This window comes from Amycolatopsis sp. NPDC049691 (assembly GCF_040675005.1).
Lineage (GTDB): Bacteria > Actinomycetota > Actinomycetes > Mycobacteriales > Pseudonocardiaceae > Amycolatopsis.
Map to the genome: position 1 here is coordinate 470,893 of NZ_JBFANX010000004.1, position 20,922 is coordinate 491,814.

The 20,922-nt window shown below is 69.7% G+C and carries 24 protein-coding genes and 1 pseudogene; 12 read left to right on the forward strand and 13 right to left on the reverse strand.

Annotated features, from left to right (window positions below; translation table 11 throughout):
• Positions 1-227: 227 nt before the first annotated feature.
• The 3 genes from AB0J40_RS12175 to AB0J40_RS12185 are packed head-to-tail and all read left to right on the forward strand — an operon-like array spanning position 228 to position 1,741.
• Entirely contained in the window at positions 228-560 is a 333-nt protein-coding gene (locus tag AB0J40_RS12175; protein WP_364451188.1) for a hypothetical protein, read from the forward strand.
• Between the two features lie 24 nt (positions 561-584).
• Positions 585-950 (forward strand): hypothetical protein, encoded by a 366-nt coding sequence (locus AB0J40_RS12180; protein WP_364451191.1) that lies wholly within the window; start codon positions 585-587, stop codon positions 948-950.
• A complete protein-coding gene (locus tag AB0J40_RS12185) occupies positions 947-1,741 on the forward strand; it encodes a Scr1 family TA system antitoxin-like transcriptional regulator (protein WP_364451194.1) in 795 nt (264 codons plus the stop codon). The genes AB0J40_RS12180 and AB0J40_RS12185 overlap by 4 nt, the downstream gene beginning before the upstream one ends.
• A 23-nt stretch (positions 1,742-1,764) precedes the next feature.
• Here AB0J40_RS12185 and AB0J40_RS12190 read toward each other — a convergent pair whose 3' ends face one another.
• Together AB0J40_RS12190 and AB0J40_RS12195 are read right to left on the reverse strand one after the other, a co-directional pair.
• Positions 1,765-3,015, reverse strand: coding sequence for a helix-turn-helix domain-containing protein (locus AB0J40_RS12190; RefSeq protein ID WP_364451198.1), 1,251 nt, complete (start codon positions 3,013-3,015; stop codon positions 1,765-1,767).
• 7 nt (positions 3,016-3,022) lie between these two features.
• Complete coding sequence (locus AB0J40_RS12195) at positions 3,023-3,439, reverse strand: NUDIX hydrolase (protein ID WP_364451199.1); 417 nt, start codon at positions 3,437-3,439, stop codon at positions 3,023-3,025.
• Positions 3,440-3,603: 164 nt separating this feature from the next.
• On the opposite strand from AB0J40_RS12195, the gene AB0J40_RS12200 reads away from it, so the two are divergent.
• Positions 3,604-4,365 carry a TauD/TfdA family dioxygenase gene (locus AB0J40_RS12200; RefSeq protein ID WP_364451202.1) on the forward strand — a complete coding sequence of 254 codons (762 nt, stop codon included), beginning with the start codon at positions 3,604-3,606 and terminating at the stop codon, positions 4,363-4,365.
• Between the two features lie 14 nt (positions 4,366-4,379).
• The gene (locus AB0J40_RS12205; protein ID WP_364451208.1) at positions 4,380-4,658 is read left to right on the forward strand and encodes a hypothetical protein; all 279 of its coding nucleotides are present in this window, start codon (positions 4,380-4,382) and stop codon (positions 4,656-4,658) included.
• Positions 4,659-4,736: 78 nt separating this feature from the next.
• Here the strand turns inward: AB0J40_RS12205 and AB0J40_RS12210 are convergent.
• Positions 4,737-4,877, reverse strand: a pseudogene (locus AB0J40_RS12210) (hypothetical protein); the annotation flags it as partial.
• Positions 4,878-5,036: 159 nt separating this feature from the next.
• Here AB0J40_RS12210 and AB0J40_RS12215 point away from each other — a divergent pair.
• From AB0J40_RS12215 to AB0J40_RS12235, 5 genes are all read left to right on the forward strand, one after another.
• Positions 5,037-5,699 (forward strand): GntR family transcriptional regulator, encoded by a 663-nt coding sequence (locus AB0J40_RS12215; protein WP_364451210.1) that lies wholly within the window; start codon positions 5,037-5,039, stop codon positions 5,697-5,699.
• Positions 5,700-5,811: 112 nt separating this feature from the next.
• Positions 5,812-7,170, forward strand: coding sequence for an MFS transporter (locus AB0J40_RS12220; protein ID WP_364451213.1), 1,359 nt, complete (start codon positions 5,812-5,814; stop codon positions 7,168-7,170).
• A 26-nt stretch (positions 7,171-7,196) separates the two neighbouring features.
• Positions 7,197-8,078 (forward strand): transketolase, encoded by an 882-nt coding sequence (locus AB0J40_RS12225; RefSeq protein WP_364451216.1) that lies wholly within the window; start codon positions 7,197-7,199, stop codon positions 8,076-8,078.
• Positions 8,075-9,064, forward strand: a complete 990-nt coding sequence (locus tag AB0J40_RS12230; protein ID WP_364451219.1) for a transketolase C-terminal domain-containing protein — start codon at positions 8,075-8,077, stop codon at positions 9,062-9,064. The genes AB0J40_RS12225 and AB0J40_RS12230 overlap by 4 nt, the downstream gene beginning before the upstream one ends.
• A 13-nt stretch (positions 9,065-9,077) precedes the next feature.
• The gene (locus AB0J40_RS12235) at positions 9,078-9,839 is read left to right on the forward strand and encodes an SDR family NAD(P)-dependent oxidoreductase (RefSeq protein ID WP_364451222.1); all 762 of its coding nucleotides are present in this window, start codon (positions 9,078-9,080) and stop codon (positions 9,837-9,839) included.
• A gap of 163 nt (positions 9,840-10,002) precedes the next feature.
• On the opposite strand, the gene AB0J40_RS12240 is transcribed toward AB0J40_RS12235, so the two are convergent.
• From AB0J40_RS12240 to AB0J40_RS12265, 6 genes are all read right to left on the reverse strand, one after another.
• Positions 10,003-10,914 (reverse strand): hypothetical protein, encoded by a 912-nt coding sequence (locus tag AB0J40_RS12240; protein ID WP_364451224.1) that lies wholly within the window; start codon positions 10,912-10,914, stop codon positions 10,003-10,005.
• 76 nt (positions 10,915-10,990) lie between these two features.
• Positions 10,991-12,001 (reverse strand): phosphotransferase family protein, encoded by a 1,011-nt coding sequence (locus tag AB0J40_RS12245; RefSeq protein ID WP_364451226.1) that lies wholly within the window; start codon positions 11,999-12,001, stop codon positions 10,991-10,993.
• Positions 11,998-12,165: a hypothetical protein gene (locus AB0J40_RS12250; protein ID WP_364451228.1), complete on the reverse strand. Its 168-nt coding sequence runs from the start codon at positions 12,163-12,165 to the stop codon at positions 11,998-12,000. The genes AB0J40_RS12245 and AB0J40_RS12250 overlap by 4 nt, the downstream gene beginning before the upstream one ends.
• A complete protein-coding gene (locus tag AB0J40_RS12255) occupies positions 12,162-13,331 on the reverse strand; it encodes a CaiB/BaiF CoA-transferase family protein (protein WP_364451231.1) in 1,170 nt (389 codons plus the stop codon). The genes AB0J40_RS12250 and AB0J40_RS12255 overlap by 4 nt, the downstream gene beginning before the upstream one ends.
• 25 nt (positions 13,332-13,356) lie before the next feature.
• Positions 13,357-14,349 carry a MaoC family dehydratase gene (locus AB0J40_RS12260; RefSeq protein ID WP_364451232.1) on the reverse strand — a complete coding sequence of 331 codons (993 nt, stop codon included), beginning with the start codon at positions 14,347-14,349 and terminating at the stop codon, positions 13,357-13,359.
• A complete protein-coding gene (locus AB0J40_RS12265; RefSeq protein WP_364451234.1) occupies positions 14,349-15,230 on the reverse strand; it encodes a CoA ester lyase in 882 nt (293 codons plus the stop codon). Before AB0J40_RS12265 ends, AB0J40_RS12260 begins: the two co-directional genes overlap by 1 nt.
• A gap of 72 nt (positions 15,231-15,302) precedes the next feature.
• Here AB0J40_RS12265 and AB0J40_RS12270 point away from each other — a divergent pair, with 72 nt between their 5' ends.
• A complete protein-coding gene (locus AB0J40_RS12270) occupies positions 15,303-16,460 on the forward strand; it encodes an acyl-CoA dehydrogenase family protein (protein WP_364451237.1) in 1,158 nt (385 codons plus the stop codon).
• Between the two features lie 58 nt (positions 16,461-16,518).
• Positions 16,519-17,223: a TetR/AcrR family transcriptional regulator gene (locus AB0J40_RS12275; protein ID WP_364451239.1), complete on the forward strand. Its 705-nt coding sequence runs from the start codon at positions 16,519-16,521 to the stop codon at positions 17,221-17,223.
• Between the two features lie 45 nt (positions 17,224-17,268).
• On the opposite strand, the gene AB0J40_RS12280 is transcribed toward AB0J40_RS12275, so the two are convergent.
• Genes AB0J40_RS12280 through AB0J40_RS12295 form a run of 4 tightly spaced genes read right to left on the reverse strand, consistent with a single transcriptional unit; the run spans position 17,269 to position 20,914 of the window.
• Positions 17,269-18,501, reverse strand: coding sequence for an FAD-dependent oxidoreductase (locus tag AB0J40_RS12280; protein ID WP_364451241.1), 1,233 nt, complete (start codon positions 18,499-18,501; stop codon positions 17,269-17,271).
• 17 nt (positions 18,502-18,518) lie between these two features.
• Positions 18,519-18,710 carry a ferredoxin gene (locus tag AB0J40_RS12285; RefSeq protein ID WP_364451244.1) on the reverse strand — a complete coding sequence of 64 codons (192 nt, stop codon included), beginning with the start codon at positions 18,708-18,710 and terminating at the stop codon, positions 18,519-18,521.
• Positions 18,711-18,729: 19 nt separating this feature from the next.
• The gene (locus AB0J40_RS12290; RefSeq protein WP_364451246.1) at positions 18,730-20,040 is read right to left on the reverse strand and encodes an NAD(P)/FAD-dependent oxidoreductase; all 1,311 of its coding nucleotides are present in this window, start codon (positions 20,038-20,040) and stop codon (positions 18,730-18,732) included.
• A gap of 10 nt (positions 20,041-20,050) precedes the next feature.
• A complete protein-coding gene (locus AB0J40_RS12295) occupies positions 20,051-20,914 on the reverse strand; it encodes an SDR family oxidoreductase (RefSeq protein WP_364451249.1) in 864 nt (287 codons plus the stop codon).
• Positions 20,915-20,922 lie beyond the last annotated feature (8 nt).

The window sequence follows — 20,922 nt, forward strand, 5'->3', positions numbered from 1 at the left end:
CAACCACCTCGTCACGGAGGCTGCTTTCGTCGACGGAATGCGAGACCTCGGTTCCTACCGCGGGATCTGCGGCGCCCAGTTCTCAGCTGCGCCGATGATCGCGGCTCCGCGCTGCGCCTGCCCGGCCTGCCGCGGGCGTCTTGCCGTCGATCAACGCTCCTGCCGGAACAACCGGCGTGGCGCCTCGTGGTGGCGACGACTGCGGCGGCGTGATCCCCGGAGGCACAATGACCGATTCTGATCGTTGGGACGAAGCTGTCCTGGCTTGGGAGCGATCCAGCGCGGCCATCGACGAGTCCCGGCGCCGCGGTTGGGAGTGGCGTGGCGCTCCCGCCGGTTCGACCAAACCCGAGACGCTGGTCGGCCACCGGACGACCGATGCCCATCACGACGTCGTGCGCATCGAAGTGCTGGAGACTCCGCCGCGTGCGATCGGGGCTCGTTTCGCCCTGGGTGACTGGGGAAAGGACGGAGCACTCCCGCTGCGAGGACCTCTCGACGGCCCACCGGAAGATGTCCTGCGCCAAGTGATGGGCTGGTCCGACGATGTGGCGCAATGAACTATCCCGGGGTGGTGGAGCACGGTGGCGTCAACCACGATCACCTGGCCTTCCGAAACCGATCTGTCCATTGCGGAGCACCCGGACTATGTCCACCTCTGCCGGGTTCTCGTCGGGCTGCGCAGACTCTCCAATAGGGACAGACCCGCTGCCAGGCCCGGCGCTGACATGACCCGCGACACCCAGAACCTCGTCGACGTTCTCGAAGCGACACAATTGCGAATCTCCTTGCTTGTCATCCAGCTTCGAGACGGCACCGCAACGCCGGACGAGCACCACAAGCTGGCCGACGAGATCGGCGAACTACCCGATCTGCTCCGCTCCCACGGCGATGACATCGATGCCGGGATCATCCCGGCAGCCCGCGACATGGAACGAGAATGCGCATGACCAAGGCAAGCCCCTGCCTTCCGGCTCTGCTCGCCCTGAGTGCTTCTCTGCGTGGTGCTCGCACCGCAGAAGGACTTGGGCTGCGCAGGCTGGCACACAAGCTCGGGGTATCAGCGCAAGCCTTATCCCTTTGGGAGACCGGAAAGCGCGCACCGGCGATCGAGGACGTGGCGCACGTCCTCGGATTCCTCCGGGTGAGTCCGGAGGAATACGACCGCGTCATGCGGCTCCGGCGGCATCTCGAAGACCCGATTTCCATCGAAGCCCTCGGCGCGGGCTCGACCAGTCACCGACGAGCCTTGGAGGAGCTCGCGGTCCGCACCTTCGAATGGGCGCCGCACGTGGTCCCTGAACCACTGCAGACGACCGAGTACATCCGGGCAATTGCGCAGGATCGCGCTGCGGCGCCGGACGACCTCGACCAGGCGATCTTCGAACACCAAGTCCGGCAGCTCGATCAGGGCTGGACCGGCCACCGCACCGTTCTGGTCGGCGCTGCGGCCTTGGCCCCGGCGATCGAACCGCAGCTTCAAGCTCTTCGGGCAGCATCCAACTTTCCCGGCCTGGCAATCAGGATCGTTCCTCCGGCCGTTGCGAAGACGATCGATGCCTTCACGATCTACGAAGGCCAGGGCAGTGCCTTCACCGTCGCACTGCGACACCAGGACAACATCATCTTCGTCAGCGAACCCGACGCAGTCCAGGGCTACCGGTCGACGTTCAAGGCTCTCGAACGCGGATCAGTCACCTGCGCCGACTTCCGGCCGGGACCGTCATGCGAAACGCCTTGAGGCGCAGGCTCGCTGCGGCTGCACTACGCCGCTGAAGCCAGAAGGCCGCGCAGGCGTTGCAGTGCCGCCCGGCCTGCCGAGCCAACCCGGGTCAAGCCGCTGCGGTCGGCAGCGCGGATTGCTCTCTGCAGCTGATGAGGCAACCGACGTCGTTCGGCAGTCGTGATGGCCGCGGTGAGGGCGTCTTCGGCACCGGTGCGCTCGCCGCCGGCAGCCAATATCTCTCCAGTAGTGACGCGTTCGATGACCTGCCACTGCGGCGCTGTCGGCTCTCCGGGGTCGGCGCCTTCGAGGGCACGAAGCGCATCGCCGGGGCGGTTGAGGGAGAGCAACCCGCGGGCATGGATTTCGCGGAGGGTAAAGGGATTGAGCAGCATTCCCCGGCCGGTCCCGGAGTCGAGCAGCCTGCGGCAGGCGTCGATCGCGTGGATGAACCGGTCCGGCATGGCGGTCTCCCCCGCTGCCCGAGCAAGCAGTGCGAACGCCGATCCCCGTCCACCCGCGTCGGTGGATACGGCGACGGCGTGTTCGAGGCGGGCGACAGCGGCGGGGAGTCGTCCGGCCTTGCGGAGTTCGTTGCCGTGCATCCGCAACGTGTCGGCGAGGAAATGGTCGTCGCCGAGATGGCGGGCCAGGACGAGGGCTTTGCCGGTCCAGGCCGCGGCGCCGGTCAGTCGCTCCTCGGGCAGCACAGTGCCGAGCGACACGCCGAGGGCCAGGCGGGCGGAGGCCAGCAGGTGGAGGGTGTCGCGCTCGATGCGGCCGTCGGCGGCCCGGGCTTCGAGCCGGGCGACCAGCGGCCACAGCTCGTTGACCGCTTCGACGGCCCGGCCGGACCGGCGGGCGACCTCGGCCAGCCGGACGACACTGTCGCCGAACTGCACGAGCGCGGCGAAGTCGGCGCCGTCGGGATCGGTGACACCCAGGACGTGGAAGGGCAGGCCGAGGGCGCTGGCGATGTGCTGGCGCCCGCCGACATCGCCGGGTGTCCGCCTGCGCGTCTCGATCATCGCGATGTACGACTTGTCGTAGCCAAGCACGGCGGCCAGCGCCTCCTGGCTGAGATGGTTCGCAGCCCGGTAGGCGCGAAGGATGATCGCGAGGTCACGGGAGGCCAAGGCTTCCGCGGCGGCCGGGTCGGACCACATCCACACCGCCGGGGCCAGACGCGGCGGCCGTGCCGAGAGCGTCGTAGTGCCGGCCTGGCAGGTCGGGCACACCGGCATGCGAGCGTGGCGGCTGAGTGCGGCGCCGCAGCGTTCGCAGCCGGCCATGGGCCCGCTACCTCGCCGTCGCCGAGGTGCGGAGACGGTCGAACCAGGTGGCGACCGAGCGCTTGTACCCCTCCGGCATCCGCAGCCCAGGCACCTCGTGCTCGGCGAACTCGGCGATCCAGCTGTGCTCGTGGCTCAGGACCGGGGCCGCCGTGGACGTGGTGGTGCAGCCGTAGGTCACGATGAACACGTCCTTGTTCGCGACGGCGATGTGGTACATCCAGGCGTCGAGGATCTCGGCGACATCGACGGGCAGCCCGGTTTCCTCGGTGATTTCCCGCGCCACGGTCTGCTCAGGTGTCTCGCCGGGCTCGATCCGACCGCCCGGCAACTCCCACTCGTCGCGCTCGTTATGGACCAGCAGAACCCGGTCGTTCCGGACCAGCACACCCTTGATCGACACCGGGTATCCGGACTCCGCCACCAGCACCAGCTCCCCTGCCGACCGACACAACGCGTCACCGACCGTAGCAGCGCAACGGCGTCGCCGGTGCACCTCCGAGGTTGACGATCTGTCAGTGGACGGCGCCCGCGACCACCCGGTCTGCTGAGCAAGCCGAACGAGATGAGCCGAGAGGAGACACCGGGATGCTCGCCACCGTGCTGTCGGACTGCCACGTCGACGTGGCCGCGGTCGGCGGCGCCGGCGAGCTGGCCGCGGTCCTGGCGCAGCGCGGCGTCGCGTTGTTCGACGGCGTGCGCAGCGAACAGCAACTGCTGCAGCTGGCGGCCCGGCTCGGCCGGATCGTGCCGCACCGGGACAGCAACCCCTCGGGAATCACCGTCCTGGCCGACCGCCGCGACGTCCGGCCACGGCCCGGGCAGGCCGGGTTCAGCCAGCAGCCCCTGGCGCCGCACACCGACTGCTCCGACCGGCTGGAGCCGCCGGGGCTGGTGCTGGCGGCGTGTGTGCGCCCTGCCGAGCGCGGCGGCGACTACGTCCTCGTCGACGGCCAAGCCGTCCACGGCGAGCTGGCCGACACCGCTCCCGACGCGCTCGCCGACCTCTCCACGCGCCGCGGGGCCTACTACGGAGGCTCGGCCGGAATCGTCGGCAACGTCTTCGAACCCGGCCCCGGCCATCTGGTCGGGATGCGGCTGCGGCGCGACGAGCTGGCACGCTTCGCACCGCACACCCAGCGGTGGCTCCCGGTACTCGGACAGGCCATCCACCGCCACGCGGTCTCGGTCCCCGCGGCCGCCGGCTGTGGCTACGTGGTCAACAACCGGAGGTGGCTGCACGGCCGCACCGCCTTCACCGGACACCGGACGGTGTGCCGGGTCCACCTCGACCCCCACCCCGGCTGGCGGATCCCCGCCGGCTTCACCGACTCCCGGGCAGCGCAATGACCGCCCTTCGTTGGGTGTCCGATCCGCAGGACATCGCCGGCGCACTCCAGCGCGGCAAGTGGATCATCGTCCCCTGGGAACGCCTCGGCCCGGACAACGACCTCCCGCACTGGCAAGCCGCCTTGCAGGAACTGTGCGAGGACTCCGACATCGATCCGCTCTTCATCGACATCTGCCGCCGCAGCCTCACCGTCGTCGTCAACGCAGCCCTGTCCGTCCCAGCCGCCGAGCAAATCCACGCCTCGATCGCCGCAGTCGAGTACAGCCGATCCGTCGGCCATCCGACCGGCTAACCCCGTGCTTAGGAGCCATCCGTGTTCGAGCTCATCGCCGCTAAGGATCTTGATCAGAGTGGACTTGCCGGCTCCGTTGCCGCCGAGCAGCGCGTGGATCTCGCCGGCGCTCAGGACGAAGTCCACGCCGTCGAGCGCCCGGGTGGCGCCGAAGCTCTTGACGACTCCGGTACCGGAGACGACGACGTTGCCAGGAGGCACAGTGCTCTCCTTCTCCATTGAGGACGCGCTGTGTTCGGGCGCTCAATATGACTCGCGACACCTTGACTGTCAACACTCGGCAGTCGGCACTCGAGAGTTGACTCTGCGAGTACCGTCAGTCAGGAGTCGGCCGTTGACTGTCGGCAACTAGACTGACGACTGTCGAGAGGAGACGCCTTGTCCGTCGAACCGCTGCCGACGATGGACCGCAGCACGCTGCGGGAGCGCGTGCTGCACGCGCTGCGTTCGGCGATCATGTCCGGCGCGTACCGGCCGGGCGACCACCTCGGCGAGGTCGAGCTTGCCGAACGGCTGGGCGTCAGCCGCGGGACCGTGCGCGAGGCGTTGCGGCACCTGCAGCAGGAAGGCCTCGTCCAGGCCGGGATGCGCGGCATGCTGCGGGTCAACTCGCTGTCGGAAAGCGAGATCCAGGGGCTGTTCCGGGTGCGGGCCGCCCTCGAGGGGCTCGCGGTCACGGAGATCATCGGCGGGCCCAGCCGGGAGAAAGCGGTCGCCGCGCTTCGCGAAGCGATCAAGTCGCTCGCCGACGCCGGTGACGACTTCGCCGCGCGGGTGGAGGCCGACCTCGGCTTCCACCTGAAACTGTGCGAGCTGTCCGGCAACGCGATGCTCGTGGAGTCGTGGCGCCACCTGGAAGGACGCATCCGGATCACGATCATGAACCGGGGTCCCGAAGGCGCGCCCAGCATGATGACGCCGACGCGGCACTCCCCCATCATCGACGCCATCGACGAGGGTGACCTCGACAAAGCCCTCGAGGTCGTGCACGAGCACATGACCGCCGCGGCCGACCACTTCAGCGGCGCCGCCGGCAGCTGAGGCGTCAGCCGACCGCTTGACAGATCCCGGCGCGCGGCTGCATGGTGAACGCCATCTGTTGAGTGTTGACAGTCAACTCTCGACCTTGGACCGACAGATCACTGGAGATCTCATGTCCGGACAACGAAGCCAGCCGGGAGCCGAGCCGACCCGCGCCGCACTCGAGGGCACGCCGGCGCGGCGGCGGGTCGCACTCGGCTCGTCGGTGGGCGCGACGATCGAGACCTACGACTTCATCGGCTTCGGCACCGCCGCGGCCCTCTACTTCAACGACGCCTTCTTCCCGTCCAGCAATCCCCTGTCCGGCACCCTGCTGTCGTTCGCCACGCTCGGGGTCGGCTTCGCGGTGCGCCCGCTCGGCGGGATCATCGGCGGGCACCTCGGCGACCGGATCGGGCGCAAACCCGTCCTCGTCGGCTCGCTGCTGGTGATGGGCATCGCGACGGTCCTGATCGGCGCCCTGCCCACCTACTCCCAGGTCGGCGTCTGGGCCGGGATCCTCCTGGTGATCGTGCGCGTCGTGCAGGGACTGGCGTTCGGCGCCGAATGGGGCGGCGCGATCCTGATGACCTTCGAACACGCCCCGTGGCGCAAACGCGGCCTCTACACCGGGCTCACCCAGGCCGGTTTCCCAGTCGGCCTGCTCCTGGCGAACACGGCGTTCCTTGTCAGCGTGCCGCTCGGCGACCAGTGGGCGTGGCGGGTCCCGTTCCTGCTCAGCGCCGTGCTGATCGTGGTCGGCATCGTGATCCGGCTCAAGGTCGAGGAGTCGCCCGCGTTCGAGGAGCTCAAGTCCGAGGGCGAGGTCGCGAAGAACCCGCTGCTGGAGGTGCTACGCACGGACTGGCGCAACGTCCTCAAGGCGTTCTGCCTGCGGATCACCGAAACCGCCGGCTACGCCCTGTCGGTCACGTTCGTGCTGTCGTACCTTTCCACTCAGAAGCTCGCGGACCGCTCCGTCACGCTGTTCGCGCTGATGCTCGCCGCCGGGCTCGGTGTCGCGGCGACGACGCTGTGGGGCGCGCTCACCGACCGCGTCGGCCGCCGCCCGGTCTACCTGCTGGGCACGGCGATCACCCTGGCCTGGGGCATTCCCCTCTTCCTCGTGCTGAACACCGGCAGCGCCATCGCGGTCGTGCTCGCATTCGTCGTCAGCTACGCGGTGTGCCAGAACAGCCTCGCCGGCGTGCAGGGCGCCTGGTTCTCCGAACTGTTCCACGCCCGGACCCGCACCAGCGGCGCCTCGCTGTCCTACCAGCTGTCCGCCGTCGTCTCCGGCTTCACCCCGCTGATCGCGACCGCTCTGTTCAGCAGCGTCGGCTGGCTCGGCCCGGCCCTGCTGTTCAGCGCCTACGGCCTGCTCGGCCTCGTCGCCACGCTGCTGACCCGGGAGACCTGGGGCCCGGCCGAACGCGCCGAGGTCGACGCGCTCGAACGCTCCCTCACTCCCACCCCCAGCCCGATCGGCTGAAACCGTTGCACCCCAAGGAGAAGCTCATGACCTCGGTCAGTCCCCTGTCCGCCCCGGCGCGCACAGGCGACCGCGGCGAACTCGTCGCGCGCCTGCGTGCCGCCGCCACGCGGATCCGCCGGTCCGCGCTCACCATGGGTGAGGTGCAGGGCCAGGGCTACATCGGCCAGGCACTGGGTGTCGCCGACGTCCTCGCCGTGTTCTACGCCCGCGGTGACGGCGAACTGCGGCTGCGCCCCGAAGACCCGGACTGGGACGGCCGCGACCGGTTCCTGCTGTCGATCGGCCACTACGCCATCGCGCTCTACGCCGCCCTCGCCGAAGCCGGCACGATCCCGCTCGAGGAGCTCGAAACCTACGGCGCCGACGAGTCGCGGTTGCCGATGTCCGGCATGGCTTCCTACACGCCCGGCATGGAAATCTCCGGTGGTTCCCTCGGCCACGGCCTCGGCGTCGCGTGCGGAATGGGACTCGCCTTGCGCCACCGGGGAAATCCCGCCCGCGTGATCAACCTGCTCTCCGACGGCGAACTCGACGAAGGCTCGACGTGGGAGGCCGCGATGGCGTGCGCCCACCACGAACTCGGCAACGTCACGGCGGTCGTCGACGTCAACGGCCTCCAGGCCGACGGACCCACCCCCGGCGTGCTCCGCACCGAGCCGGTGACCGATAAGTGGCGCGCGTTCGGCTGGCACGCCGTGCGCGTCGACGGCAACGACATCCCGGCCCTGCTCGACGGCCTCGACGAGATCCGCACCCACACCGCTGGCCCGTCAGTGCTGATCTGCGACACCCGCATCGGCCGCGGCGTGCCGTTCCTGGAAAACCGGGAAAAGGCGCACTTCATGCCCGTGGCCGAGCACGAATGGCAAGCCGCCCGCGACCAGCTCGAAGGAGCCCACCTGTGACCACCGCTCCGACCAAGCGCCTGACGACCTCGGCGATGATCGCCTCCTTCGCCGACCCCGGCCAGCGCACCAGCCCGGCCCCGTTCGGGCACGCGCTCAGCCGCCTCGCCGACGAGCGCCCGGAGGTCGTCGGGCTGTCGGCCGACCTGGCCAAGTACACCGACATGCACGTCTTCCGCGACGCGCACCCGGACCGTTTCTTCCAGATGGGCATGGCCGAACAGGCCATGCTCGGTGCGGCCGCCGGCATGGCCGAAGCCGGGCTCGTCCCGTTCGCGTCCACCTACTCGGTCTTCGCGACGCGGCGCGCGTACGACTTCTTGTGCCTCGACATCGTCGAGCCCGGGCTCAACGTCAACGTCGTCGGCGCCCTGCCCGGCCTGACCACCGGCTACGGCCCCAGCCACCAGGCCACCGAAGACCTCGCGATCCTGCGCGCCTGCCCCGGCCTGACGATCGTCGACCCGTGCGATTCGGTCGACATCGAACAGGCCGTTCCGGCATTGGCCGCGCACCCCGGCCCGACCTACCTGCGCCTGCTGCGCGGCAAGGTCCCCACCGTGCTCGACGAGTACGACTACCGGTTCGAGCTCGGCAAGGCCGCCGAACTCCGCGGCGGCCGCGACGTCCTGTTCGTCTCCACCGGGCTGATGACCATGCGCGCATTACAAGCCGCGGCCCGGCTGGAAGCCGACCACATCGACGCCGCCGTGCTGCACGTGCCCACCATCAAACCGCTGGACACCGAGACCGTCCTCGCCCAGCTCCGCACCGACCGGCTCGTCGTGACCTGCGAAAACCACACCGTGATCGGCGGGCTGTCCGAAGCCGTCGCCGCCACCGCCGCCTACGGCCGCACCGGAACCCGGATCATCACCGCCGCGCTGCCCGACGAGTTCCTCGCCGCCGGCGCACTGCCCACCCTGCACAACCGGTACGGGCTGTCCACCGACTCGCTCTGCGCACGCGTCAAAGCCGAACTCTGACTGGAGAAACGACATGTCCGTCACCGCCAAGACCGCCATCGTCACCGGCGCCGCCTCCCGCCGCGGGATCGGCCGGGCGACCGCGCACACCCTCGCCGGCGCGGGCTGGAACGTCGCCGTCCTCGACCTCGACGAAGTGGGCGCCAAGAGCGCGGCCGAGGAGATCGCCGCCGATCACGGGGTGCACGCGCTCGGGCTGGGCTGCGACGTCACCGACGACACCTCGGTGGCCGCCGCGCTCGACACCATCACCGCGAACGCCCACCCGATCGGCGCCTTGGTCAACAACGCCGGCATCACCTCGCCCACCCCGTTCCTGGAAGTGGACGGCGCCGAGTGGGACCGCATCTTCGCGGTGAACGTCCGCGGCGCGTACAACATCACCCACGCCGTCGCACCCGGCATGGCCGAACGCGGCTTCGGCCGCATCGTGTTCCTGTCCTCCGTCTCCGCCGAACGCGGCGGCGGCGTGTTCGGCGGCGTCGCCTACTCCGCGGCCAAAGCAGCGCAGCTCGGCTTCGCCCGCGCCCTGGCCCGCGAACTCGGCCCGCACGGCGTCACCGTCAACAGCGTCGCCCCCGGCCTCATCGACACCGACATCACCGGCGGCCTGCTCGAAGGCGAGCGGAAAGCCGCCCTGCTGGCCGGCATCCCGGTCGGCCGCAACGGCCGCACCGCCGACGTCGCCGACCTGATCACCTACCTGTGCCGGGAAGAATCCAGCTACATCACCGGCGCCACCTACGACGTCAACGGAGGCTCGCACATTCACTAGTGCCGGGGATGTTGCTTCGCTCACCCGGCCTGCTCACATTCGACGAAGCTTCCGGAAGCCGTGAGTGAGAAACAGGGGCAGCCAAGCAACACCGCCACGCCAGCCGCTCGGCCCGACGCGGCAGCCGCCGTCCCAGGGGCAAGGTGAATTTCTGCATGCGACCTCAGACTTCCAGACCGGCGGGACGGCGGTCGATGATCTGGTCGAGGTATTCGGACATGCCGTACAGGACGGTTCCGTCAGGTAGCGACCACTGCGCCAGCCCCTCGACGATCCGGGTGACCTGCAGGTCGCCGCCCTCGTCACGGCGCCTGTTGCGCAGTGGCAGCTTCGAGATCACCTTGCCCAGGATGGTCCATTCCCTGCCGCCGGCTTCCAGCGTCACGGTGATGCCGACCTGTTCGTCGGCGTGGTCTCGCTCCGTCGAGATCCGCAGCAAGTCGACCGGAACGACTTCGGTGCCGTTCCAGACGAAACCACCTCGGACGGCCGAACCGTCCGGGCGGCCGAACCAGGCGCCCATGAAGCCGAAGCCGTCCGTGCACCCGTGGATCCACCGGTAGAACCACGGCGCCTGCCAAGAGCGAGGGCCCCATGAGTGGTCGCGCAGGCCAGGGCCGGTGACCTCGGTGGCCTTCCCGTCGATGCGGACGTGGCCGTGTGCGGAGATCAGTTGCTCGTAGTGGTTGGGCGCGAACGAACCTTCGCCGGTGTCGAAGGAGTGATCGAACGCGGGCGCCGCGCCGGTGATCATGAGCTCGATGGAGCACGGAACCTGTTTGCTGTTCCGGAAGGCGGCACCAGGGTCGGCCAGCTGGGAAGGATCTTCCAGGAGGAAGACCTGGCCGTCGAAGCTGATGTCGATGTGCTGAAAGGGCTTTCGCACAACGAAGCGAAGGCCGGCTGCGTCGAACGCCTCGTTGGACGCGATCTCGGGACGGTGGAACGCGAACGCGACCTTGCCGCCGGGCAGGTACAGGCAGACGGTCATCTCGCCGTGGCCCTCGTTGGGCCGGTTGGCCAAGCGGAGGAAGCCGCCGATTCCGGCGGCAGGGTCGTGGAAGAAGAAGTACATCGACTCGTTGAAGGTGACTTCCGAGCCGACGGGGTGGGTGTAGTCGTCTTCGGAACGCACTTCGTCTCCTGGTGGGTCAGACGAGTTCGAGGGACTCGTCGAGCAAGCTCTTGACGGTGGACTCGAGGTCGACGATCGCCACGGCGCCGTGGTCGCCGAGCCCGCCGCCTCGTCGCCGGAGCACCACGCCCTGCAGCAGCGTCGCCGCCTTCCAGTGGGTGAAAGCCCGGTAGTACGGCAGCTCGGAGACGTTCAGCCCCGTGGCGGCCGAGTACGCGTCCACCAGCCGGTCCCGGTGCTGGAACCCGCCGACCCGGGTCGGACTCGGCATGGCGATGGCCGGCTCCTTCGGGCCCTTCCAATCGTCCACCAGCCACGCGAGGTCGGCGAGCGGGTCGCCGAGCGTGCAGAGCTCCCAGTCGAGGACAGCGGTCACGCGGCCGCGCTCGACCAGCAGGTTCGGCAGCCGGAAGTCACCGTGGGCGATCGAGGTCCGCTGCTGGCGAGGGATCCGCCTGACCAGCCGTCGATGGCACTCGGTCCACTCGGCCGCGGCCTCGCTCAGCTCGCCCCACAGCACCCAGTTGCGCTCGGTGCGACGGATCTGCCGCTCGAGGTAGCCGTCCGGACGGCCGAGCTCACCAAGACCGACGTCGGCCGGTGTGAGGCTGTGCAGCGTGACGAGCACGTCGGCGACGTGCTCGCTCAGGCCGAGCCGCTCCTCCGGCGACAGTTCGGCCGCGTCTTTCTCGGTTTCCAGCACCGCTCCCGGCGCGCGTTCCATCAGGTAGGAGGGTCCTTCTATTCCGGCCTCGTCGCGGCCGGTCGCCACCACGGCGGGCACCGGGACCGGCGACTCCGCGAGCGCTCGCAGGATCCGGGCTTCCCGGTGGACGTCGTGTGCCGCGCGGTCGTGGGCACCGGCCGGCGGCCGGCGCAGGATCCATTCCCGGCCGTCGCGGTCTCGCACCAAGCAGGTCACGTTGGACTGACCGGCGCCGATCCGGTGTACCTCGACCGGCGGGGACAACTCAGGCACTCGGCCGGCCAACCAGCCGGCCACCGAACCGTCCTGTGCCGTGGTCATCCCTGCACCCGGGCCTCGAGCACGCGCCGCCCGGAACGCAGCGAGACGAACGGCACCGTGAGGTCGGGTGCCGCGTTCCCGGTGCAGCACGAGAAGTGGTGGCCGAGTGGTGCGCAGAGGCACTGGCAACGCTCGCCCGGGAGGATCGGCGGAGTGGCGGTCATGGGGTGGCCTCCAGGTTCGGAGACGGCTGCTGGACGGCGGCACCGCGCTCGAGCAGACCGTCGACGTCGGAGATCCCCCAGTCGGTGAGGACTTGACGGGTGTCCTGGCCAGGCGAAGGGGGCGGCGTTCCGAGCCGGTTCGCAGTGCGCGAGAAGCGCGGAGCCGGAGCGGGCTGCAGCCGGCCATCCGTCTCGACCACCGTCCCGCGAGCTGCGAGGTGCGGATCGTCCTTGGCCTCGGCCAGGCTGAGCACCGGCGCGACGCACGCGTCCGAGCCTTCGAACACCGCCGTCCACTCGACGAGCGTGCGCGCGGCGAACGTCTGGGCGATGCGCTCGCGCAGCGCCGGCCAGCCGGCTCGATCGTGCTGCGCGGCCGGGTCCTCGTTCAGGCCCAGTTTGTCGAGCAGTTCGGCGTAGAACTTCGCCTCGATGGCGCCGACCGACATGTGGCGGCCGTCCTTGGTCTCGTAGACCCGGTAGAAGGGCGCGCCGCCGTCGAGGAGGTTCACTCCCCGCTCGTCCACCCAGGTGCCCGTCGCGAGCATCGCGTGCGTGCCGGCCAGCAGGTGCGCTGTGCCGTCGACGATTGCCGCGTCGACCACCTGGCCTCGGCCGCCGAGCCGTGCCTCAAGCAGCGCGGCGAGCACGCCGATCACCAGATAGGTGCCGCCTCCGCCGAAGTCGCCGACCAGGTTGAGGGGGATCTGCGGCGGGCCGCCGGCCTCGCCGATGGCGTGCAGGGCGCCGGTCAGCGCGATGTAGTTCAGGTCGTGCCCGGACTCCGACGCCCGCGGGCCGGTCTGCCCCCAGCCGGTCATCCGGCCGTAGACCAGGCGCTCGTTGCGCGCGAAGCAGGCGTCCGGGCCGAGGCCCAGCCGTTCGGCGACGCCTGGGCGGAAGCCTTCGATGAGGATGTCCGCCTTCGCCACGAGGTCGAGCGTGATCGCGACCGCCTCCGGCGCCTTGAGGTCGAGCAGCACGGACTTCTTGCCACGATTGAGGATGTCGTCCTCCGGGCAGCCCGGGAACACGGTGCCGCCGCCGGGGCGGTCGATCCGGATCACCTCCGCCCCGAGGTCGGCCAGCGTCATGCCGGCGAACGGCCCGGGCCCGATACCCGCCAGCTCGATCACCCGGCATCCGGTCAGTGGTCCCGACGTCATCGTCGTTGGCCTCCTCGTTCGATGTTCAGGGCAGCACTGCCGCGAAACGCCAGTCAAGGACGTCCCGCACGGGCTCGCCGTCCGCGGTGACCCGCGACCGGAGATGCGCGAGACCGGCACCGGACGGCAGTGGCTCGACCTGCTCGACCTCGACGGTGCTGCGCAGGGTGTCGCCTTCGCGGACGGGGCCGACGTGATCGCAGCTGCGCCAGCCGGTCACGGCCGCGATGGTCGGCAGGGCTCGCGTGACCTGGGCCAGGGCCAGCCCGATCGTGTGGCCGCCGTAGACGAGGCGTTCGCCGCCGGCGGCGGCCGCGTCGTGATGGACCTTCGCGACGTTGAGGGTCAGCCGGGCCAGCTCGGGCCCGCTCGAGACGACGTCTCCCCCGCCGACCTCCCACACCTGTCCCGGCCGCAGGTCGGCGAATCGCGGTCCGTCGACGCGGTCGGCGATCCGGTCCAGCCGCCAGCCACGCACCGATTCGGACAACGCCCCCGGTCCCGGTACGACGCCGATCCGGTCCAGGTCGTCCGCGTGCCCGGTCACCGCGTCTTCGTGCCGCAGCGGCAGCATCGCGCAGCGCCAGAAGTCCAAGACGGGACGGCCTTCCTGGTCGCTCGTCGTGATCCTGAGCGCCGCGAGCCCCGTCGGCCGGCGACCGGGCCGGGCGCTGTTCTGCTTGAGGCCCGCCACCTCGGTCACCGTCCGCAGGGTGTCCCCCAGCTCCGGCTGCCGGCGTAGCACCAGGCCCCGGTAGAAGAGGTTGGCCTTCACGTGGTGCGTCGCCACCGTCGACTGGCCGATCGCGACGTCCCAGACGAGTGCCGGCGGCGCGATCGACCGGCCGGCGACCTCATGGGCCAGCGCCTGGTCGAGCGCGAGCGGCATCCGGCCACCCACGATCGCCCGGTGCGCGCTCGCGAGCCCGGCAGTCAAGGTCAGACCGGGCGCGTTCCGGAACACCTGGCCGACTTCCAGCTCGTCGAAGAAGGGACCTTCCGCCACGGTCGTCGTCATCACGAACCCACCCGGGCCAGGACACGCCGGGCTTCGACGGCGAGTGCCTCGTCGATCATCCGCCCGTCGACTTCGACCGCGCCGGCTCCCCTGGCGTGCGCGTCCGAGAGCGCGTCGACGACGCGCTGAGCGCGGTCGACCTGCTCGGAGGATGGCGTGAAGGCAGTTACGACGTCGTCGATCTGCCGGGGGTGGATGACCCACTTCCCGTCGAAGCCGAGTGCGGCAGCCCTCGCGACAGCGTCCTTGAAGCCGGGATCGGTGTCGGTGCCGAGGTAAGGGCCGTCGACTGCCGCGATCCCGGCGGATCGCGCAGCCACGAGCACCTGGTGTTGCGCGGGCAGCCAAGCGTCGAGCCCGGCGTCGCCGAGGCGGCCGAGCGAAGCCGCCAAGTCGGCGTAGCCGAGGATGAGGGCGTCGAGCCGGTTCGACGCTCCGACGATCTCGGCGAGGTTGGCGAGCCCGGCCGCGGATTCGATGAGTGCCTGCACCGCCAGCGGTTCGTCACGCCCTTCTGCGGACTCGGCGCCGTCGAGCAGCCGATCGGCGAATGCGAGATCGCCCGCGCTCTCGACCTTGGGCACGATGATCGACCGCACTGCCGGGCCGGCGCTCGCGCATGCCTCGATGTCGGCGTGGCACCACGGGGTCCGCGGTGCGTTCACGCGGACGGTCAGCCGCTTTTCGGTGGCGGGGATGATCGAGAGCCGTTCGACGAGTACCTCTCGCGCGGACGGCTTCTGCGCGGGAGGGACCGCGTCCTCGAGGTCGAAGACCACCTCATCGGCGCCGCAGGCCAACGCCTTGTCGACCTTGTACGGGTCCGAAGCGGGCACCGACAGGCAGCACCGGCGCACTGCGTAACGTGCCTCAGCCGACATCCGGCCTCCTTCTTTTAATCTATATTAGACTATAAACTGACTGTGTCACACAGTCGGAGCGAGGAGCAACAGGTGAGCAGCATTTCCGCGGAAGAGCAGGCCGTCGTCGACGTCGTCCGCGAGTTCGTCGACCGCGAAGTGCGACCGGTCGCCCGCGAGCTGGAACACGCGAACGAATATCCCGAGAAGCTCATCGAGCAGATGAAGGTGCTCGGCATCTTCGGCCTGGCCATCCCCGAGCCGTACGGCGAAGCACCGGTGTCCACCCCCTGCTACGTGGGTGTCACCACCGAGCTCGCCCGCGGCTGGATGAGCCTCGCCGGCGCGATGGGCGGCCACACCGTGGTGTCGAAGCTGCTGCTCGTGTTCGGCACCGAGGAGCAGAAGCAGAAATACCTCCCCCGGATGGCGACCGGCGAGGTCCGCGCGACGATGGCGCTCACCGAGCCCGGCGGCGGTTCCGATCTCCAGGCGATGACGACGACCGCGCGTCCGGACGGCAACGGGTACCGCGTCAACGGCTCGAAGACCTGGATCAGCAACGCGCGGCGCTCGCAGCTGATCGCACTGCTCTGCAAGACCGATCCGAAGGCCAGCCCGCGCCACACCGGGATCAGCGTCCTCCTGGTCGAGCACGGTGAAGGCCTCACCGTTTCCCGCGACCTACCGAAGCTGGGCTACAAGGGTGTCGAGAGCTGCGAGCTGGCCTTCGACGACCTCTACGTTCCGGGTGACGCGCTCCTGGGCGGCACACCGGGTCAGGGATTCACCCAGATGATGAAGGGCCTGGAGATCGGCCGCATCCAGGTCGCCTCGCGAGCGCTCGGCGTCGGGCAGGCCGCGTTCGACGACGCGCTGCGCTACGCCCAGGAGCGGGAGAGCTTCGGCAAGCCGATCTGGAAGCACCAGTCGATCGGCAACTACCTCGCCGACATGGCGACGAAGCTGACGGCCGCGCGCCAGCTCGTGCTGCACGCCGCGGAGCGCTACGACGCAGGTCAACGGTGTGACATGGAGGCCGGCATGGCGAAACTGTTCGCTTCGGAAACCGCGATGGAGATTGCGCTGAACGCCGTCCGGATCCACGGCGGGTACGGCTACTCGACGGAGTTCGACGCCGAGCGGTACTTCCGCGACGCGCCGCTGATGATCGTCGGCGAGGGTACGAACGAGATCCAGCGCAATGTCATCGCCGGCCAGCTCGTCTCCCGTGGCGGGCTGAGCTACTGAGCCGTGCCCGCCGCGCCGTTCCGACCGTGCGCGCGGGCCGGGGCGATATAATCGATTCGTGGCTAGAAAACCTGCGCAGAGCTCCGCCCCGGAGCCGACCGGTGGCTCGAAGTCCGCTCGCACCCGTGAGCGGATCCTCGATGCCGCCGCGCACGTCCTGAGCAGGAAGGGGTACGCGGGGACCCGGCTCACCGACGTCGCCGACCAAGCGCAGCTGCAGGCCCCGGCGATCTACTACTACTTCCCGTCCCGTGAAGACCTGATCGAAGAGGTCATGTGGACGGGGATCGCGCAAATGCGCGAGCACCTCACCGCGGCGCTGGCCGAGCTCCCCGAAGACACCGATCCCATGGCGAAGCTCGATGCCGCGGTGGAGGCGCACCTCCGCCACGAGCTCGAGATCTCCGACTACGCGACGGCGTCGATCCGCAACGCCGGCCAGGTCCCGGAGGACCTGCGGATCCGCTACTCGGCCGAGGCGACCGAGTACGGCGACATCTGGCGGAAGCTGGTCCAGGAGATCGCCGACGCGGGCCTGCTCCGGGCCGATTTGGACGCGCGGGTGGCCAGGATGATGATCCTGGGCGCGCTCAGCTGGGCGGCGGAGTGGTGGAACCCCCGCCGTGGGACCCTCGATCAGGTGGTCAAGACCGCCCAGTCGATGGCTCGGCACGGGCTCGGCACGCCGGAAGCCGTCGCCGACGCTGTCTCGCCACCTGCGCGCAAGACCCGCGCTAAGAAATCTGCAGTTACGGCTCGCTGACGCAAGCCCGCAGCAGCCGGCTGCGGCTCGGCGAAAACCCGCCGATCAGGTTGTCGCCATGAGGCGGCGCTTCTCGGCGAAGGCAAGAGCGTCCTCCCAGGACGTGCGCTTCATGATCTGGCCCCGGTACTTCATGATCACCGTTTGCCCGTTGATCGTCAGCGCCCCGACCAGGCGATCCCCTTCGCGGTAGAGCGCCACGCACCGGCCGTCGCGCTCCAAGTCGCCGTCGACGACGCGGATCTCGTCGGCCTGCGGCGAGCCGACGAACTGGATCCGGCTGTCGTACCAGTCCGACCAGAAGTAGGGCACCGTCTGGTACGGCTTCGCCGCGGACGGGTCCAGGGCGTTGCGCGCCGCGAACGCGCCCTGCTCGGCCGCGCTCGTCCAGTGCTCCAGCCGCATCAGGCGACCGAACAGCGGGTTGTGCCACCGAGCGACGTCCCCGGCCGCGTAGACGCCGTCCACTCCCGTGTACAGGTACTCGTCGCACACGATGCCGTTGTCCAACTGCAGGCCCGATCCCTCCAGCCATTCGACGGCGGGCGTCGCCCCGACGCCGACGACCACCAGGTCCGCGGGCAGCCGGGTGCCGTCGGACAGGACGACCTGCTCGACCCGTCCGTCTCCTTCGAGTGCCGCGACGCCGGTGCCGCAGCGCAGCTCGGTGCCGTTGAGCTGGTGCAGGGACGCGCAGGCGCTGCCCATGACCTCTCCCACGGCCCGCACCAGTGGCGTGGGGAGCGCTTCGACCACCGTGACGTCGAGGCCGCGCTTCCGGGCGCCCGAGGCGATCTCGGAGCCGATGAACCCCGCCCCGATCACGACGGTCCGCGCACCTCGGTCCAGCGCTTCCCGTACGGCGATCGCGTCGTCCACCGTTCGGAGGGTGTGGACTCCGTCGAGGTGGCCGGTCCCCGGCAGCGTCCGCGCCGTGGCGCCCGTGGCGATCACCGCGGCGTCGTACGGCACCGCCTGGTCGCCGACCATGACCGCGCGGGCCGACGTGTCGAGCGCGGTGGCCGGATCGCCCAGGAGGAGCCGCACGCCGAGCTCGTCCCGCAGCGTGTCCTCGGTGCGGAACGTCGTCGGCTCGGGAAGGGCGCCCGGCTCCAGCTCCTCGAGGTAGGCCTTCGACAGCGGCGGCCGGTCGTACGGCAGGTGCCGCTCCGCGCCGATGAGGGTGATCTCGCCCTCGAACCCCGTCTTGCGCGCCGCCTCCACCGCACGCAGACCGGCGAGGGAGGCTCCCACCACGACCAGCTTGTTCCTGGACATCAAGCACCCCTTCCGGTTCAGCGCTCGATGCGCAGGGCTTCGGTCGGACAGCCGGCGACGGCTTCCTCCACTTCGGACAACTGGTCGTCCGCAATGACCTCCAGCTTCAGCTCCAGCTCCCCCGCGTCGTTCACCTCGAACACGTCGGGGGCGAGGGACTCGCAGATGCCCAGACCGGTGCACTTGTTCCAGTCGACCACGATCTTCACGGTGTTCTCCTTTCTCCGGTCACCGGGTGGCTTCGACCGGGTACTGCCGGGCGATCTGCTCGACGACGAGCTTCGCCGTTTCGGCGCACGCCGTGGTGCCGCCGTTGGCGTACTCCTTGACCCCGTCACCGACGTTCCACAGGTTCGGGATCGGAGTGGTGTGCGGCAGGTCGAACCCGGCGACCGCGCGCTGCGGCGGCCACTCGTCCCGCGTGACGACGGTGGACAGGATCCGGGCGCTGTCGAACCCCGGGATCTCCTCGCGGAGGTCGGCCAGGAGCAACTCGGTTTCGGCTGCCTCGTCGAAATATCCGACCGATGGCTTCGGCACCGCGGTGCCGACGTAGAGATGCCAGCCCTCGGGGGCCATTTCGGGACAGACGTCGGTGAAGTTCGCGACGTAGCAGAGCCGCCGGGTTTTGGCGAAGCTCAGCATGCCGGGGGCCTCGACGAGCCGTTCCCGGCTGGCGAAGTTCACGGTGATCATCGACGTCGGCCGGTCGCCTCGCCGGACGGCTTCGAGGTAGTCGGCGGGAAGGTCGTCCGCGCCGAGCAGGCCGACTGTCGCGGCCGGTCCGGCGTCGCTCACGGCGACCCTGGTGGTGACCTCGACCGTCTCGCCGCCGCGCTCGATGACCGCGCCGGTCACCCGGCCGTCGGAGACGGTCAGCGACCGCACCGCGCTGGACATCCAGATCTCGCCGCCGCCGGCCGTGATGTTCTCGGCGAGGGAGTTCCAGATCCCGATGGTGCCCTCGGGGCAGAAGCCGAACTTCTTGAACGCGCTCTTGCGGGTGAAGTACGTCAGGAACACCTTGGCCGGAAGGTCTTCCGAACCGACGGCGAAGACCGACCCGCACATGTTGCGGAAGATGCCGTGCACGGCCTCGTTCTTCGTGTACTTCGAGACCCACTCCGCGGTCGTCATCTGGTCTTCCGGCAGGCCGTCGTCCTTGCGGGCGGCACCGAGGCCGCTCACCAGCTTGGCGCCCTGCTTGGTCAGCTTCGACAGCAGGAAGCCCCAGCCGCCGCCGGTGACGTCGACGTCCTTTCCACCGATCCGGTAGAGAATCGGCGGCGACGGACGCCGGACGTCGAACTTCGCGCCGACCTCTTCGAAGGTCTCCTGCGTGATGCCGTCGAGCTCGATGACGATCGCGCCGTTGTTCACCTTGAAGCCGTCGATGTCCCGGGTGGACGCTCGGCCGCCGACGTGCTCGAGGCGCTCGACCACCAGGGTGCGGTACCCGAGGTGGGTGAGCCGCGCGGCCGTGAACAGCCCGCCGGCTCCGGCACCGACGACCAGTACGTCGAAGTCGTGGTTGCTCATCTCGTGCCTTTCAGCCGACGGGGTTGGTGCCGGGAACGGAGCCGGTCATGTCCGTGATCTCCGGCCAGCGCTCGGCGACCTGCGCGATCGTCGGCACCTCACCGAAGGTGACGCCCTTGGACTGGAACAGCTGGACGCGCTGCACCTGACCGCCGCCCACGACGAACACCGAGCCGCTGTCGGCGCACTCGTCGCTCAGCAGGTGGCCGACGACGGGCGCGACGTGTGCCGGGGCCAGCTTCGCCAGCAACTCGGCCGGCGCGACGTCTTCGGTCATCCGAGTAGCGGCCATCGGGGCGACAGCATTGGCGGAGATGTTGTGCTTGCGTCCTTCGATCGCCAACGTGTTGATCAGGCCGACGAGGCCGTTCTTCGCGGCGCCGTAGTTCGCCTGGCCGAAGTTGCCGTACAGACCCGTGGTCGAGGTGGCCACGACGATCCGGCCGTGCCCCTGTTCGCGGAAGTGCGGCCACGCGGCCTTCGTCACGTGGTAGCCGCCGAAGAGGTGCACTCGGAGGACGCTTTCCCAATCGTCGGTGGCCATCTTGTGGAAGGCGCGGTCACGCAGGATGCCCGCGTTGTTCACGACCCCGTGCACGGCTCCGAAGACATCGAGAGCGGACTGCACGATCGCGGCCGCGCCGTCTTCGGTGGCGACGCTGTCGTAGTTCGCCACGGCCTGACCGCCGGCCTCGCGGATTTCCGCGACGACACCGTCCGCCATGGACTGACCGCTGCCGCTGCCGTCCCGTGCGCCGCCGAGGTCGTTGACGACGACCTTCGCGCCCGCCTCGGCGAGCAGCAGCGCGTACTCGCGGCCGAGACCGCCACCCGCTCCCGTGATGATGACGACCCGGTCTTGCACTCCGGACATGAGATCTT